The sequence below is a fragment of the Halobellus rufus genome (assembly GCF_000739575.1).
GTDB classification, from domain to species: domain Archaea; phylum Halobacteriota; class Halobacteria; order Halobacteriales; family Haloferacaceae; genus Haloquadratum; species Haloquadratum rufum.
Genome location: NZ_BBJO01000009.1, coordinates 173,760 through 189,475 on the forward strand (window position 1 = coordinate 173,760; position 15,716 = coordinate 189,475).

Annotated in this window: 18 protein-coding genes; 11 read left to right on the forward strand and 7 right to left on the reverse strand. The window is 67.2% G+C overall.

From position 1 onward, the window contains the following. The first annotated feature begins 42 nt into the window (after positions 1-42). From ACP99_RS05550 to fer, 3 genes are all read left to right on the forward strand, one after another. Positions 43-1,257 (forward strand): inorganic phosphate transporter, encoded by a 1,215-nt coding sequence (locus tag ACP99_RS05550; protein ID WP_049985633.1) that lies wholly within the window; start codon positions 43-45, stop codon positions 1,255-1,257. 57 nt (positions 1,258-1,314) lie between these two features. Then, on the forward strand, positions 1,315-2,613 hold the full coding sequence (locus ACP99_RS05555) for an O-acetylhomoserine aminocarboxypropyltransferase/cysteine synthase family protein (protein WP_049985634.1): 1,299 nt from the start codon (positions 1,315-1,317) through the stop codon (positions 2,611-2,613). 141 nt (positions 2,614-2,754) lie between these two features. Then, complete coding sequence (fer, locus tag ACP99_RS05560) at positions 2,755-3,144, forward strand: ferredoxin Fer (protein ID WP_049985635.1); 390 nt, start codon at positions 2,755-2,757, stop codon at positions 3,142-3,144. A 120-nt stretch (positions 3,145-3,264) separates the two neighbouring features. On the opposite strand, the gene ACP99_RS05565 is transcribed toward fer, so the two are convergent. Next, positions 3,265-3,468: a DUF7561 family protein gene (locus tag ACP99_RS05565; protein WP_049985636.1), complete on the reverse strand. Its 204-nt coding sequence runs from the start codon at positions 3,466-3,468 to the stop codon at positions 3,265-3,267. An 87-nt stretch (positions 3,469-3,555) separates the two neighbouring features. Between ACP99_RS05565 and ACP99_RS05570 the strand changes: the two genes are divergently transcribed. From ACP99_RS05570 to ACP99_RS05580, 3 genes are read left to right on the forward strand one after another with little or no spacing between them, the layout of a single operon-like run. Next, complete coding sequence (locus ACP99_RS05570; protein ID WP_049985637.1) at positions 3,556-4,470, forward strand: YkgJ family cysteine cluster protein; 915 nt, start codon at positions 3,556-3,558, stop codon at positions 4,468-4,470. A gap of 24 nt (positions 4,471-4,494) precedes the next feature. Next, positions 4,495-5,520, forward strand: a complete 1,026-nt coding sequence (locus ACP99_RS05575) for an NAD(P)H-binding protein (RefSeq protein WP_081927153.1) — start codon at positions 4,495-4,497, stop codon at positions 5,518-5,520. After that, positions 5,520-6,242 (forward strand): DUF7530 family protein, encoded by a 723-nt coding sequence (locus ACP99_RS05580; RefSeq protein WP_049985638.1) that lies wholly within the window; start codon positions 5,520-5,522, stop codon positions 6,240-6,242. Before ACP99_RS05575 ends, ACP99_RS05580 begins: the two co-directional genes overlap by 1 nt. Before the next feature lie 19 nt (positions 6,243-6,261). Here ACP99_RS05580 and ACP99_RS20400 read toward each other — a convergent pair whose 3' ends face one another. Next, positions 6,262-6,435 (reverse strand): DUF5786 family protein, encoded by a 174-nt coding sequence (locus tag ACP99_RS20400; RefSeq protein ID WP_197052360.1) that lies wholly within the window; start codon positions 6,433-6,435, stop codon positions 6,262-6,264. A gap of 131 nt (positions 6,436-6,566) precedes the next feature. Here ACP99_RS20400 and ACP99_RS05585 point away from each other — a divergent pair, with 131 nt between their 5' ends. Continuing rightward, positions 6,567-7,559 carry a DUF5784 family protein gene (locus tag ACP99_RS05585; RefSeq protein WP_049985639.1) on the forward strand — a complete coding sequence of 331 codons (993 nt, stop codon included), beginning with the start codon at positions 6,567-6,569 and terminating at the stop codon, positions 7,557-7,559. Between the two features lie 49 nt (positions 7,560-7,608). On the opposite strand, the gene ACP99_RS05590 is transcribed toward ACP99_RS05585, so the two are convergent. After that, entirely contained in the window at positions 7,609-7,893 is a 285-nt protein-coding gene (locus ACP99_RS05590; RefSeq protein WP_049985640.1) for a DUF5789 family protein, read from the reverse strand. 155 nt (positions 7,894-8,048) lie between these two features. Here ACP99_RS05590 and ACP99_RS05595 point away from each other — a divergent pair, with 155 nt between their 5' ends. After that, positions 8,049-8,891, forward strand: a complete 843-nt coding sequence (locus tag ACP99_RS05595; protein ID WP_049985641.1) for a PHP domain-containing protein — start codon at positions 8,049-8,051, stop codon at positions 8,889-8,891. A gap of 87 nt (positions 8,892-8,978) precedes the next feature. Beyond that, positions 8,979-9,143 (forward strand): DUF6757 family protein, encoded by a 165-nt coding sequence (locus tag ACP99_RS20405; RefSeq protein WP_197052361.1) that lies wholly within the window; start codon positions 8,979-8,981, stop codon positions 9,141-9,143. A 307-nt stretch (positions 9,144-9,450) separates the two neighbouring features. Here ACP99_RS20405 and thsA read toward each other — a convergent pair whose 3' ends face one another. Further along, on the reverse strand, positions 9,451-11,103 hold the full coding sequence (thsA, locus tag ACP99_RS05600) for a thermosome subunit alpha (RefSeq protein ID WP_049985662.1): 1,653 nt from the start codon (positions 11,101-11,103) through the stop codon (positions 9,451-9,453). A gap of 202 nt (positions 11,104-11,305) precedes the next feature. Between thsA and ACP99_RS05605 the strand changes: the two genes are divergently transcribed. Next, on the forward strand, positions 11,306-12,079 hold the full coding sequence (locus ACP99_RS05605) for a DICT sensory domain-containing protein (protein WP_049985642.1): 774 nt from the start codon (positions 11,306-11,308) through the stop codon (positions 12,077-12,079). Between the two features lie 26 nt (positions 12,080-12,105). Here ACP99_RS05605 and ACP99_RS05610 read toward each other — a convergent pair whose 3' ends face one another. The 3 genes from ACP99_RS05610 to eif1A all read right to left on the reverse strand — a co-directional run bounded on the left by ACP99_RS05610 (position 12,106) and on the right by eif1A (position 13,949). Further along, positions 12,106-12,648 (reverse strand): KH domain-containing protein, encoded by a 543-nt coding sequence (locus ACP99_RS05610; RefSeq protein ID WP_049985643.1) that lies wholly within the window; start codon positions 12,646-12,648, stop codon positions 12,106-12,108. Positions 12,649-12,738: 90 nt separating this feature from the next. After that, positions 12,739-13,662: a serine/threonine-protein kinase Rio1 gene (gene rio1 / locus ACP99_RS05615; RefSeq protein ID WP_049985644.1), complete on the reverse strand. Its 924-nt coding sequence runs from the start codon at positions 13,660-13,662 to the stop codon at positions 12,739-12,741. Beyond that, positions 13,659-13,949: a translation initiation factor eIF-1A gene (gene eif1A / locus ACP99_RS05620; protein WP_049985645.1), complete on the reverse strand. Its 291-nt coding sequence runs from the start codon at positions 13,947-13,949 to the stop codon at positions 13,659-13,661. Before eif1A ends, rio1 begins: the two co-directional genes overlap by 4 nt. Before the next feature lie 157 nt (positions 13,950-14,106). On the opposite strand from eif1A, the gene ACP99_RS05625 reads away from it, so the two are divergent. Further along, complete coding sequence (locus tag ACP99_RS05625; RefSeq protein WP_049985646.1) at positions 14,107-15,414, forward strand: amidohydrolase; 1,308 nt, start codon at positions 14,107-14,109, stop codon at positions 15,412-15,414. Positions 15,415-15,716: the final 302 nt, after the last annotated feature.

Below are 15,716 nucleotides of genomic sequence, written 5' to 3' on the forward strand. Positions count from 1 at the left end.
AGAGCTTTTTTCCGATGGCCTCCAGTGTCGAGACGTTCTACCGTGTTCGATCCGCTGCTCATCGTCGGACTCGTCGTCGCCTGTTTCGTCGCGTACAACATCGGCGGCGCGACCACCGGGCCGGCGTTCGCCCCGGCGGTCGGAGCCGACATCGTGACCAAGACGGTCGCGGCCGCCCTGATGTCGGTGTTCTTTTTCGTCGGCGCGTGGACCATCGGCCGCCAGGTCGTCGACACGCTCGGGCAGGAACTCGTCACCGACCCGGCGGTGTTCACGCTGCTCTCGAGCATCGTCGTCCTGTTCTTCATCGGGGGCGCGCTGCTCGTGGGCAACGTCTTCGGCGTCCCCGCGTCGACGTCGATGACGGCGGTCGGGTCGATCGCGGGGCTCGGGGTCGCCGCCGGCGAACTCAACTGGGCGGTGATGGGCGAGATCGCCTCGTGGTGGATCGTCGCGCCGATCATCGGCTTTTGGGTCTCCGGCGTGATCGGTCGGTACTTCTATCAGGACATCGTGCGGGCGATCGCGATCGACCGCGGCGACGGCTCGCTCGTCGCCCTCGATCGGTCCGGCCGGATCCCGAGGCCGGTGATCGGCGAGGGAACCGAGCGCCGCGAGTTCGTCGGCGCCGTGCTCGTCGTCACGATCAGCTGTCTGATGGCGTTCAGCTCCGGGACGAGCAACATCGCCAACGCAATCGCGCCGCTGGTCGGCAGCGGCGCGCTGGAGATGAGCCCCGGAATCGTCATCGGCTCCGCGGCCGTCGCCGTCGGCGCGTTCACCATCGCTCGGCGGACGATGGAGACGCTCGGCAACGACATCACCCAGCTACCGATGACCGCGGCCATCGTCGTCGCGGTCGTGAGTTCTACGATCGTGATCGCGCTCTCGGCGATCGGCGTGCCGGCCAGTTTCGTCGTGATCGCGACGATGAGCATCGTCGGCCTCGGCTGGGGCCGGGCGACCCGGACGACCACGCTCGACGAGGGCGTTCGCGGCAAGGAGACGCCGCGGGTCTCCGTCGGCGCGCTCACCGCCGACGAGTCCGCGCCGACGGTCGGAAATCCGGGGTCGCCGGACGACGTCCCGAAGCAGCGGATCGGCGAGGGCTCTCCCGAGGACATCCCGCGGGCGTCTGATCTCTTCGACCCGGAGACGACGATGCGCGTCATCGTGATGCAGAACGTCGTGCCGGTCATCGCGACCGTCGGCTCCTACGGCAGCTTCCGCGTGTTGTTCGCGCTGGGCGTCCTCTGACGCGGCAAATAATACCGGGTCTAAAGCTTTACCTCCCGCACGGGACAAGCGGGGTATATGGCAGACGACGACAAGCCGCTCGGATTCGGGACGCGGAGCCTTCACGCGGGACAGGAGCCGGATCCGGCGACCGGCGCGCGCGCACCGCCCATCTACCAGACGACCTCGTACGTCTTCGACGACGCCGACGACGCCGCGGGGCAGTTCGCACTGGAGAAGGAGGGGTTCATCTACAGCCGACTGATGAACCCGACGGTCGCGACGCTGCAGGAGCGCCTCGCCTCGCTCGAAGGCGGAATCGGCGCGGCCGCGACCGCCTCGGGGATGGCCGCGCTCGACCTCGCGACCTTCCTGCTCGCGAGCGCGGGCGACAACATCGTCACGGCGTCGTCGCTGTACGGCGGCACCTACACCTACTTCACGCACACCGTCGAGCGTCGCGGGATCACGACCAAGTTCGTCGACACTCTCGATTACGACGCGTACGAGGAAGCCATCGACGAGGACACCGCCTACGTCCACCTCGAAACGATCGGCAACCCCGCCCTGGTCACGCCGGACATCGAGCGGATCGCCGACATCGCCCACGACCACGACGTGCCGCTGCTCGTCGACAACACGTTCGCGACGCCGTACCTCTGTCGACCGATCGAACACGGCGCGGACCTCGTGTGGAACTCCACCACGAAGTGGATCCACGGCGCGGGGACGACCATCGGCGGCATCCTCGTCGACGGGGGCTCTTTCCCGTGGGCCGAGAACGCCGAGAAGTACCCCGAGATCGGCGCGTCGAACCCGGCCTACCACGGCGTCAACTTCGCCGAGCGCTTCGGCGACGCGGCGTTCACGTACGCCGCCATCGCCCGCGGCCTGCGCGACCTCGGGAACGCGCAGTCGCCGTTCGACGCGTGGAACACCATCGAGAAACTGGAGTCGCTGCCGATGCGGATGGAGCGGCACTGCGAGAACGCGCAGGCGGTCGCGGAGTTCCTCGAGGACCACGACGCCGTCTCGTGGGTCAACTACCCCGGGCTGGAGAGCCACGAGACCCACGAGGAAGCCAGCGAGTACCTCGACGGCGGCTACGGCGGGATGATCACGTTCGGGCTCGCGGCCGGCTACGAGGCCGCCCGCGACACCGTCAACAACGTCGAACTCGCCTCGCTGCTCGCGAACGTCGGCGACGCGAAGACGCTCGTGATCCACCCCGCGTCGACGACGCACCAACAGCTCACCGAGGAGGAACAGGCGGCCGCTGGGGTCACTCCAGATATGGTACGCCTGTCGGTCGGCATCGAGGACGTCGACGACGTCATCGCCGATCTGGAGCAGGCGATCGAGTCGGCGACGAACTGATCGACCCGGCCTGAGGCGCGACGCCTCGACTATCTTTCACGTTCTGGACGCTACAAAACCGAACAGTTACGCGGTTTCAGTCGCCTCTCGAAGAAAACTGAACAGCAAAGTCTAATGGGTAGGCACACAAACCATCTGCTGATGCCTACCGTAGAATACCTCAACTACGAAGTGCTGGACGACCAGGGCTGGGACATGGACGACGACGACCTCTTCGAGAAGGCCGCTGACGCCGGGCTGGACGACGAGGACTACGGTTCCCTCGAAGTCAACCAGGGCGAGTACATCCTCGAAGCCGCGGAGGCGCAGGGCTACGACTGGCCCTTCTCCTGCCGCGCAGGTGCCTGTGCGAACTGCGCGGCCATCCTCAAAGAGGGCGAGATCGACATGGACATGCAGCAGATCCTCTCCGACGAGGAGGTCTCGGAGAAGAACGTCCGCCTGACCTGCATCGGTTCGCCCGCCGCCGACGAGGTCAAGATCGTCTACAACGCGAAGCACCTGGATTACCTCCAGAACCGCGTCATCTAACGACCGGCGTTCGCTGACCGCGCTGTTCGCGACGTACGGATTTCCGCACGGTCGCTTTTTCTCGGGATCTCGGTACTGACTGTAGAACGATTGCGTAGACGCGGGGCCGCGAGACCTCGTCTACAGCGACTGCACGTCCTCGCTCGTCACCACCCGGTCGTCGGGGAGACGCGCGATGCAGTCGTGACACAGGAAGAACTCGCCGCCGTCGTCGAGTTCGAGCGTCATCCCGCCCGACGACTCCGCCTCGAACGACCAGAAATCCCCGATGCCGCCGGCGATCCGAACCGACCGACCGCACCCGTCGCAGGGTTCACTCGTCATACCGGGAAACGGTGTGCGAGGTAGATACGTCCTGCGGCGTCGACCTCGCCGCACGATTCTTATCGTGGGACACCGTAGCACTTGTCAATGAACGTGAACTGCGAGGGGTGTGCCGGCTGCTGCATCGACTGGCGGCCGCTCGCGGACTCGCCCTCCGATCACGAGCGACGGGGACCCGGGAAACCCCTCGACGGCGCTTACAACTTCGTCCCGCTGACGCGCGACGAGGTGGCCCGATTCGTCGAACGCGGCCTCGGGGACGTCCTGACGCCGCGGGTCTGGCGCGTCGAGGAGGACGCGCCGGGCGTAGTCGTCGACGGCGTTCGACTCGCCGCGCTCGACGGTCGACCCGCGTTCTTCGTCGGCCTCCGGAAGCCCCCGAAGCCCGTCGCGCCGTTCGAGACCGAAACGCGCTGGCTGCGCACGTGCGCCTTTCTGGACCCCGAGACGCTGCAGTGTCGCATCCACGGCTCGAAGCGCTACCCCACCGAGTGTGCGACGTATCCGAGCCACCACCTCGACCTCGGCGTCGAGACCGAGTGCGAGCGGGTCGAAGCCGAACACGGCGGCGAGCGCCTCCTCGAGGACACGCCCGAGGGAGACAGCGACGGATTGCTGCTCGGCCCGCAGGCGGTCGGCGCGAAACTCTTCGGCTATCCGGACCCCGACGACCTCGCGGGCGTCGTCGACCGGATGCGACGCGGGACGCTGACGGACACCGACCGAGCGGCGTTCGTCGGCGTCGCCGCGGGGTCGCACCCCGGATCGCTCGCGGTGAACGACGAGCGCGCCGCGACGGCGACCGCAGCGGTCCTCGACGCCGACTCGTGGGCCGGTCAAGCGATCGACACGTGGACCGAAGCGGCCGGGGACGACGGGGAACTCGCGGCAGATCCGCCGCTCGCGGCGACCGTCGAAGTCGCGCGCGGGGCCCCCGAGACGCCCGGGTGGGACGCGGTCGGCGACGGCCCCGCCGCTGGCTCCGACCCCGAGAACCGTTAACCCGCTTCGGACCCAACTCCGAGTATGAAAGTACTCGTGACAGGGGCGACGGGGTTCGTCGGGAGCCGGCTCGTCCCCGCGCTCGACGCGGCCGGCCACGACGTGACCGCGCTCGTTCGCGACGCCGCGCGGTACGAGCCGCCGTCGTCGTCCGTTCGGGTCGTCGAGGGCGACCTCCTCGAGCCCGGCAGCTTCGACGCCGCGCTCGACGTCGACGCCGCGTACTACCTCGTTCACTCGATGCGCTCGGGTCCGGACTTCGAGGACCGAGACAGGCGCGCGGCCGAGAACTTCGCCGACGCCGCCTCGGAAGCGGGCGTCGAGCGCGTCGGTTACCTCGGCGGACTCGGCGAGGACCGCGACAGACTCTCCGAGCACCTCCGGTCTCGGCGGGAGGTCGAGCGCGTCCTCAGCGAGGGGACGTACGCGCTCACGACCCTGCGCGCGGCGATCCTGATCGGCGCTGGATCGGCGAGCTTCGAGATGATCGTCCAGTTGGCGTCGCGGCTGCCGGTGATGGTGACGCCCCGGTGGGTCGAGACGCCCTGCCAGCCGATCTTCGTCGACGACGCGATCGACTACCTCGTCGGCGTCCTCGACGTCCCGGAGACGGCGGGCGAGACCTACGAGATCGGCGGTCCCGACGTGCTGACGTACCGCGAGATCCTGACTCGCGTCGGCCGCATCCGCGGGCACGAGCCGAGGATCGTTCCGGTGCCGATCCTCTCGCCGAAGATCTCCTCGCTGTGGATCGGACTCGTCACCGACGTCCCCGCCGCGGTCGCGCGGCCGCTGATCGAGGGGCTGAAAAACCCCGTCGTGGTGCGCGATCACCGGATCGAGTCCCTGATCGACGTCGACTCGACACAGTTCGACGAGGCCGTCCGGCGGGCCCTCGACGACGGACGCGGCGAGGACGTCGGAGGCGACGGACGCTCCCGGCACGGAGAGGGGACTTCCGACGGGACTGCGGCCGGGGTATCGGAGGGCCCCGCAGCCGACGAGTCCCCGAACCGTCCCGCGGCCTCGGAGGGGAGTTCCGACCGCTGATGGCCCGTCTCCCGCCCCGCTATGAGTCCGACGTCGAACTGTACGGCGACACGTGGGTCTACGAGAGCATCGTGGGGGCGATCCCCGGACTCGACCTCTCGGACGGGCAGGCGATGGCGGTGCAACTGCTGCTGTTCGAGACGGCGGTGCTCCTCTCGGCGTGGGCCTACGACCTCTGGTCCGCCGCGCTGCCGGGAACTGTCGCCGTCGCCGTCGCGGCCGCCGGAAGCGGCGTGATGCGACAGTTCGGTCGCGGGACGAGAAAGCTCGACCTCCCGGAGCCGTACCGCCGCCTGCTGTTCGGGTCGAGCATCGAGACCGTCCTCGGCATCCTCGCGTTCGTCGGCCTCGTGACGCACCTGTTCGTGTTCGACCCGCGCGTCGCCGAGGTCTCGCTTCTCGACTCGCTGTTCGGCCCGGAGCCGCCGGTCCCGGTCGTCTTCCTGACGCTTCTCATCCTCTGGGACCTCTGTTACCGCATCGGCACCTCGTGGTGGGCGGCGGTCGTCGCGCTGTGGCGCTCGTGGCGATACGAGTTCGACGCCGAGACGGTCCGACGGCTCCGTCGGTTGGACGCGCTCAACGTCCTCTTCGGACTGACGCAACTCGGGATGGTCCCGTTCGTCGTCGACCAGCCCGTGCTCCTGGTCGCCGTCGCCGGTCACGTCGTCGCGGTGACTGTCGTCTCGCTGGCGGCGATGGCGACGCTTTCGGTCCGGTGATCGGGAAGCGCGAAAAGAGCTACTCGCCCTGCAGCTGCTTGAACTGGTCGAGGAGCGCCTCCGTCGAGTCGCCGGAGTCGTACTCGATAGACCCTCGATACACCGTCCGATCGTCCGAGAAGTCCGTATCGACTGTCCCGTTCTTCCGCTCGCGACGCTCGTGTTCGTCGTCGTCGTATGCGCCCATCGACATGGTACGTCCTACCGTGTGAGTGGTACCCACATATATGTATCGCCGTTTTCACCATTGATACTCCTCGCGCGGCTGAGGTGTAGCGTCGCCTCGTCCGACAGTATAAACCCGACGGGGCGCAACTGCCACGTGTGGCACGTCCGCTTCGCTTTCGACACGCGCCCGGTCGGTGGACCGAAGACCGGGTCGTCGGTCAAATTTATCGCGATCTAGATCGGAATCTCGGTGCGACCCGTCGCAGTCCGTGGTTCAAACAGCCCGAGCGCTTCGCGGGAGAGCGCTTCGAGATGGACAACGGCGACGTCGCGCTGTTTCTGTGGAACGACGAGGAGGCCTACTGGCTCGGCAACACCGAGACGCCAGAGGCGCTCTGGCGCACCGAGAAGTACAGCTTCGAGGCGGTCCCCGACGACGTCTCCCGGTGGGCGACGCGGGAACTCACCGCGCAGCTCCACGAGGAGAGCCCGTGGCTCGAACCGTACCCGCACCTCTCGTGGTTCTTCCTCCCGGTTTTTCTCTCGAAGGACGGCCGGGAGACGACGCGGGAGTTCTTCGACGAACACGCGGCCGGGTTCCCCGACGCCACCCGCGAGGAGGCGCTGGAGTTCTACGAGGCCTTCCTCCGCACTCGGGTGCTCGACCCGTGGCGGGAGGTGATGGCGGGCAAACTCGGGACCTCGGAGTACCTCGATCTCACGCGGATGACGGCCGCGATGGGCGAGTTCAACGTCGGCCACCTGTTGGTCGAAGCGGGCTACGAGATCACGCCCGAGATCGAGGTGTCGACCGGCCACGCCATCGACTACCGGGCGCACGGGCCGGACGGCGAGGCCACGCTCGTCGAGGTGACGCGGCCGACGCCGACGGACAAGCGGCGCGCCGGGACGCCCGTGGCCGCCGTTCGCGACACGGCGGCGACGAAGTCCGACGGGCAGTTGGAGGAACACGGCGGCGGCGTCGTCCTCTTCGTCGACTGCTCGTCGTTCCCCGACGACGAGTGGCAGTCCGTCATCGCCGAGCGACCCGAGGTCCACCACCGTCCGGCGGTCGTCTTTCGACTCCGCCCCGACGGTCGCGTCGAGGGGTACACGAAGGGAAGCGTCCCGCTCACGCTCCCATTTTAAAGTGACCGGCCGATAAAATCGAATCGGCGTTCAGAACGCCGAACGTCGCTCAGAACGAGACTTGATCGGGGCCGTCTTCGCCCATCGCGTAGGCGTCGCGGTCGCTGTAGTAGCGCCGGCCGATCGCTTCGTGGCCGAGGCCGCAGAACAGCGCCGATTGGGCGTCGTCGGCGTTGACGTAGGTTTCTGAACCCGCACGGGCGAGTACGTCTCCGAGGCGGGCGGTCCCGTTGGGCAGTTCGATAGTCCGGTCGCCGTACGCCTCGATGAGTTCCTCGGTCGTGGCCGGGAACTCGTGAGCGTCGATGAGTTCGCCGGTGTGGTTCAAGCGCATTGCATCCTCCTCTCCGTGCTCGACATTCTTAATGGTTTTCTATGAAGGTATATTGAGTGGCTTAATTCCTTAATGATCATTAATTGTGGAGCCGTCTCACGAGAACAGTTCGCACGGGCGCAAGGGATTTGAGACGCCGCGACCGACGTAGTACCGTGATTCGGGAACGCGACGGCCACGGCGGCGGCACCACGGGTGAGGACGCACCTGCGGCCGACCTCCACGTCCACACCACCGCCTCGGACGGGACGCTGACGATTCCCGAACTCCCGGCAGCGGCGCGCGCCGGCGGCGTCGACGTCGTCGCGGTGACCGACCACGACCGCGTGCATCCCGAACTCGACAGCCCGGTGCAGACGCTCGACGGCGTGACCGTCGTCCGCGGCATCGAACTCCGCGTCGACGCCGGCGATCAGCGCCTCGACCTGCTGGGATACGGGCTGGAGGCGACGGATTCGATCCGCTCGGTGACGACGCGCATTCAAGAGAACCGCAAGGAGCGCGGCGCGCAGATAATCGAGCGCGTCGAAGCGCGCCTCGGAGTGGAACTCGACGTCGAACTGGAGGACGGTATCGGACGGCCGAACATCGCCCGCGCCATCGAAGCGAGCGACGCGCCTTACGACTTCGACTCGGCGTTCGAGGAACTGATCGGCACCGGTCGACCCTGTTACGTCGAGCGCTACGTCCCCCCCTTTTCTGAGGGTGCGGAGGTCCTCGCGGACTCCTGTGCCGTCGTCGGCTTGGCGCACCCGTTCCGCTATCCCGACGTCGAGGCGGCGCTCGACCGCGCCCGCGACCTCGACGCCGTCGAGCTTTTTTATCCCTACAGCGGAGCCAGCGCCGCCGCGGAGGACCGCAGGCAGGTCGCTGCGGTGGCCGAGGAGGCGGAGCTGTTGCTGACCGGTGGGTCGGACGCGCACGACCGGACGCTCGGCGTCGCCGGGCCGTCCCAGTCGGCGTTCGATCCGATCGCCGCGCGGCTGCCGGGGGTCTGACGCGCGCCGTCGGACGCGTCGCCGATTCTCGGAGCGGATAGCCGCGAGCGTAGACTTAAACCGCAGTGGGGACGTAACAGGACGTGTATGAAGTGCCACTACTGTGACCGGGACGCGGCGTACGCTGCGGAGAAAGACGGTATCAAGGTCGGACTCTGCGAGCAGCACTTCCGGACACAGGTCGAGGCACTGGCGGACTCCGAGGAGTTGGCGGCGATCCGCGAGCAGATCGACATCGACCGGACGGAGTAGGCTCACTTTCTCGGTTCAGCACCGGGGCTCTCGCAACGACCGCCCGCACTCCGGACACGTCTCGTCGAGTATCGTGACCGACGCGTCGCAGTCGGGGCAGAACTCGCGGTAACAGACGCGGTCTCCCATCAGTTCACGTTCGCCGGGCAGACACAAATTCGCTTCGTCGCTTGCACCGTCGCCAACTCGATAGCGGGGGCTGTTCGGTCTCGATCGATCGGCGCGAAAAAATTCGGGTCGTCGCGGGCGTTCGGCGGGCGATTCGAGGCGTGACGTGGGAGGTGTGGTGGCGTGTTCGGAGCCGCTATTACATTGCGCCGCCCATACCGCCCATACCGCCCATGCCACCCATGCCGCCGGGTGCACCGCCGGGCGCGCCACCGTCGTCGCCGCCGTCGTCGCTGCTGCCGCCCTTGAGGTCGCCAGCGGCGATGACGTCGTCGATGCGGAGGATCATCACGGCCGCCTCGGTGGCGGACTCGATGGCCTGCGTCTTCACGCGGAGGGGTTCGACGACGCCGTCGTCCTCCATGTTGACGATGTCGCCGGTGTAGGCGTCGAGGCCCGCACCGAAGTCGCCGTCGGAGTGCTCCTTGCGGAGGTTGACGAGCGACTCGATGGGGTCGAGGCCGGCGTTCTCGGCGAGCGTGCGCGGGATGACGTCGAGCGCCTCGGTGAACGCCTCGATCGCGAGCTGCTCGCGGCCGCCGACGGAGCTGGCGAACTCGCCCAGTTCCATCGACAGTTCGGTCTCGCTGGCACCGCCGCCGGGCAGGACCTTGCCGTCTTCGAGGGTCGTCTTCACGACGCCGAGGGAGTCGTCGATAGCGCGTTCGAGCTCGTCGACGACGTGCTCGGTGCCGCCGCGGAGGATGAGCGTGACGGACTTCGCGTCCTCGACGTCCTCGACGAAGATGCGCTCGTCGCCGCCGATGTCCTTCTGGGCGACGGAGCCGGCGAAGCCGAGGTCGTCGGCCTCGATGTCGTCGAGGGAGCCGACGACGTTGCCGCCGGTCGCGCGGGCGAGGCGCTTGAGGTCGGAGGACTTCGCGCGGCGGACCGCGAGGATGCCCTCCTTCGCGAGGTAGTGCTGTGCCATGTCGTCGATGCCGTCACCGACGAAGACGACGTCGGCACCGACGTCGACGAGCTGGTCGACCATCTCCTTCAGCTGCTCTTCTTCCTGATCGAGGAACTGCTGAAGCTGGTCGGGGTCGGTGACGTTGACTTCCGCGTCGATCTCGGTCTCGCGAACTTCCAGGGCCCCGTCGAACAGCGCGACGTCGGCGTCTTCGACGCCGAAGGGCATGTTCTCGTGGACGCGCTCCTTGTCGACGATGACGCCCTCGACGAGCTCGGAGTTGTCGATGGAGCCGCCGACGACCTTCTCGACGGAGACGTTGTCGATATCGATGCCGTCGTCGTCGGCGACCGCCAGCACGGCGTCGACGACGAGCTCGGCGAGCAGGTCCTTCGAGGATTCGGCGCCCTTGCCGGTCATCGCCGTCTCGGCGATCTTGACGAGGGTCTCGCGGTCCTCTTTGCCGACCTCGATGGCGTTCTCTTCGAGGATCTCCTTGGCCTTCTCGGCGGCCTGTCGGTACCCCTGCGCGATGGTGGTCGCGTGGACGTCCTGCTCGATGAGTTCCTCGGCCTGATCGAGGAGTTCACCGGCGACGACGACGGCGGTCGTGGTGCCGTCGCCGACCTCGTCCTCCTGGGTCTCGGAGACTTCGACGATCATGTTCGCCGCGGGGTGATCGATGTCCATCTCCTTGAGGATCGTGACGCCGTCGTTCGTGACGACGACGTTCCCCGTGGAGTCGACGAGCATCTTGTCCATTCCCTTCGGACCGAGCGTGGTCCGTACGGATTCGGCGACCGCTTTGCCCGCCGAGATGTTCATCGACTGCGCGTCTTTACCCTGTGTACGCTGGGAGTCTTCGCCCAGAATGATCATCGGCTGACCCTGCTGCATTCGCTGAGACATACTCGAGTCAACGATTGTTTGTGATTCTATAAAAAAGCATCGCTACCGGCATCGAAAGCCCCTCCATACGCACGATATTGGGTGTTAACATCTGTCACATTTCGTGTTTATATACTCGATCCGCCGTCCGGTGTGTAAAGCTCTATTACGCCGACCGGCCTTTCACTGGCCGATGGCACTTCGGGAGTTCATCGACGAGTTCGCCGAGGGGGGCGGCCAGACCTCCCTCTCGATCGTCAACAGCGAACAGCCCCCGATGGTCGCCCGAATGCTGAACTCGCTGTTCGACGCCCAGCCCGTGGACGTCTCGGAAGTCTCCCGCGTGCTCTCGGAGGACGACGTCGTCCAACTCCGGCGGGACGGAACCGTCGTCTCCCAATCGCAGTTCGGCGACGTCCGCGACGCGATCCTCGCGGTCAACTCGGACCTCTACATCACCGGCTCGCGTCCGCTCGAAGCGGTGGAGACGCCCGCGGTGGTCCGCGACCTCGAAGGCACCCGGTTCCGCGTGCGCGGCTATCCGGCCGGCACGAAGGGGAAACTCCTCCTCATCGAAATCTCCCGCTACATCGAATCGCTGGCGCTCCGCCACGGCGACGGCGAACTCCACACCGGGTTCCAGCGGCTCTCGCGCCTCGTCGACGAACGGGGGACAGAGCGCGCCTACGAGACGCTCTCGGACACCGATCTCGACGTTCACGTCTACGGGATCGGCGACGCCGACGCGCTCTCATCGTTCCCGGTCACGGTCCACAACGACGACGTCGAGGAACTCCGCTGGGGGTGGTTCGTCGTCTTCTCACCCCCTCCCGGCTCCGACGGGACCGGCGCGGCGCTCCTGGCGGTCACCGACGACGACGTCGAATGGGACGGCGTCTGGGTGATCGACACCGACGCCGCGCGAAAAGTGTCCGATTACCTCTCGACAGAATACGGCGAGCAATAGCCGACGTCGCCCGGTCGGTCCTGTCGCTAGCCCGACTGCCGAACGTCGAACCCCTGCGTGAGTTCGTTGTGTTTCCGCTCGAGGAACGAGTACACCGCGCCGTGCGGAGCCCCGTCGAGGATCATCCCGACGGCGCGGCGGACGGCCTCGACTTCCTCGGGTTGGCCGATGACGCCGAGCGTCGTTCCCTTGATCACGACCTCCGCGCCCGTGAGTTCCTCCATCAGCTCTCTGGTCCGGCCGTTCTCGCCTATGAGCCGGCCCTTCTGCCGCTTGAGGTCGTTCTTGTTTCGGGTGTGCGATTCGAGGTCGACGAGCTCGAACGTTCGGAGCTCCCCCTCTAACAGCGACAGCGCCGATTCGGGCGTGAACCCTCGACCGATCGCGCGGACGATGTCGGGCGCGATCATCCCGCTGACGGGATCGCCGACGTCGTCGATCGCGACAGAGCCGCTCTCGGAGTCGATGTCGAGACGGACTTCGGCTCGATCTTCGATCTCGCGCATCGTCTCACCCCCTTCGCCGATGAGGACGCCGATGCGGTCCTGTGGGACCTTTACGTGTTTCATACGGCCGAATACCCGGTGGAGCCGTTTAAGCGTTTGTTCGTCAAGCGGTTCCACAGCGCGTGCCGGAGGGGTACGTTCGACTCTCCGGAGTCACCTGTCGCCGCGCCGGTCGCTATCGGTGTCGGGCCCGTCGGGATCGCCGCTCGGATCCGCCTCGACGGCTGTGACGAACTCGTATAGTTCGTCTCCGGTCACGTCGAGTCCCTGCCGACCGAAGAAGGCGGCCACGTTGCGGCAGTCCCGCCGGAGGAACTCCTCGGCGTTGGGGTGGTGGACCGTCACCGCCTGCCCGAGGTCGATCACGACGAGTTCGCCGTCGTGGATGATCATGTTGTACTCCGAGAGGTCGCCGTGGACGAGTCCCGCGGCGTGGAGCCGACGCATGTATTCGGAGACGACCTCGTAGGCCGTCTCGGGGTTCTCGACGTCGACCTCGGCGAGCCTGCGCGCGCGCTCTTCGACGAGTCCGACGAGTTCCATCACGAGGACGTTGCGCTCGACGGCGATCGGTTCGGGCACGCGGACGCCTGCCTGTCGGGCGCGAGAGAGGTTCGCGAACTCCTTTTGGGTCCACGCGAGCACGACCTGTTTCTTGTCGTTGCCGATCCCCTCGAATCGCGGGTCGCCTTCTAGGTACTCCCGCATCTGCCGGAAGTTCGAGGCGTTGATCCGGTAGATCTTCACGGCGACGTCCCGTTCGGCCCCGTCGTCGCTCCCGAGCGCCTCGTAGACGTTCGCCTCCTTGCCGGTCGAAATCGGGCCGCCGAACGCGTCGATGTGCCCGTCCTGGACGAGTTTGTAGATCGCCGCGAACGTGGCGTCGTCGAAGACCGACTGCTCGACTTTGAACTGGTCGGCGTCCTTCAGGCGCTTGCGGAACTCGTCGAACTCGCGGTCCCGACGGCGAGCGATCCTGTCGGCTTCGGTGTCGGAGACGTCGATCTCTTCCCACTCGTCGCCGGGGGCGTCCGCCTCGTCGGGAGCTAAAAAGCCGTACTCGTCGGAGTCAGTCACTGAATGTGTCCTTCTTCGCGGAGCTGGTCGGCCTCGGACTTCTCGTAGCGCCAGGTGATGTCGCCCTTTTCGTCCTGCCAGTCCCACGGTTCGACGAGCACCACGTCGTCCTCGCGGATCCAGATCCGCTTTTGCATCCGCCCGGGAATTCTCGCGGTGCGCTCGACGCCGTCGGCACACCGGACTTTCACGCGGTTCGCTCCGAGCATGTTCGTGACGACGGCGAACACCTCGTCGTCGTCGGGCATCCGGAGGTCCCGCCGCCCTCCGTTCTCGTCGTCGCTCATACGCGGGCGTTCGTCGCGCCCCGGTTTAAGTTCTGCGAGAGTCGACGAAATCGCCCGCGAAGGCGAATGTCGCCACTTCGGCAGACCAGTTCGGGAACGGTGTACTCGGAGACCGACAGACGACAGTCTCATAGGTCCACCGTCGGTAGCGCCCGGTATGGCAACTGATAGGCTTCTCGTCTCCGGCGGCCGGGTGTTGCACCCGGACGCGAGCGTCACCGAAGCGGACGTGCTCGTCGACCGCGCCGCCGGCCGAATCGAGGCCATCGGATCGGATCTGACGGCGGAGTACGACGTCGACGAACGGCTCGACGCCGCCGGTGGGCTCGTGATGCCCGGGCTCGTGAACGCGCACACGCACGTCGCGATGACGCTCCTCCGCGGCTACGCCGACGACAAACCGCTGGACGCGTGGCTGCGAGAGGACATCTGGCCCGCGGAGGCGGAACTCACCGCCAAGGACGTCCGCGCCGGGACGGAGCTGGGGCTCGTCGAGATGATCCGCTCGGGGACGACGACGTTCGCGGATATGTACTTCCACGTGCCGGAGATCGTCGAGGCGATCGACGAGGCGGGGATGCGCGCTCGCGTCGGCCACGGCGTCGTCACCGTCGGCAAGGACGAGGCCGACGCACGCGCGGACGTCGAAGAGTGCCTCGACGTCGCCCGGGAGTACGACGGCGCGGCCGACGGTCGGATCAGGACGGCCGTGATGCCGCACTCGCTGACGACCGTCGAGGAGTCCCTCTTCCGCGAAGCGATCGCTGCGGCTCGCGAGGACGATATCCCGGTTCACACACACGCGAACGAGACGCGCGACGAAGTGGAGCCAATCGTCGACGAGCGGGGCGAGCGGCCGCTCGCGTACGCCGACGACCTCGGGCTCCTCTCCGACGTCGACTTCCTCGCGCACGGCGTCCACGTCGACGACAGCGAGATCGACCTCCTCGCCGAGCGCGGCACGGCCGTCGTGCACTGCCCGGCGTCGAATATGAAGCTCGCCTCGGGAATCGCGCCCGTGCAGAAGCTGCTGGACGCGGGCGTCACGGTCGGTCTCGGCACCGACGGGGCCGCCTCGAACAACGACCTCGACCTGTTCGACGAACTCCGCGACGCCGCGATGATCGGCAAGCTCGGCGCCGACGACGCGTCGGCGGTGCCCGCGGCGTCGGCGGTGAAGATGGCGACCGAAGGCGGCGCTTCGGCGCTGTCGCTGCCGGGCGGACGGGTCGAAGTCGGCGAGGCGGCGGACCTCGCGGTCGTCGACCTCGACGCGCCGCATCTCGCTCCCGCCCACGACCTCGTGAGCCACCTCGCCTACGCCGTCCGCGGCTCCGACGTTCGGCACACGATCTGCGACGGTCAGACCCTGATGCGTGATCGGGAGGTGCTCACGCTCGACGAGGAGGACGTCGTCGAGACGGCGCGGCGGCGCGCGGTCGACCTCGTCGCCCGCGCGGAGTGAGTGGACGTCGGCGTCGCTAGCGCTTTGGAATGGCGAACAGCCGGCACCCGTGCCGACGACGCGCTCCCGTGCGTCGCCAGTTCCCCCGCGTCGACGTGCCGGACAACCGCTGCCCGACGCGGGACGACTCTTACGTCACGGCCGCGATGGCCGCGTGTTAGTATATATGATCTCGCCGTGTTGCTGTCGTAGATGCAGAGCAGTGCGGGGCGGTGCGGAGCGGGGTACGGTAGTGCGGGGCGGGGCGGAGTCGCTAGCGATCGTACCGCGAGGCTCGCGGACGCGAGCCGAGCGGCATTTTT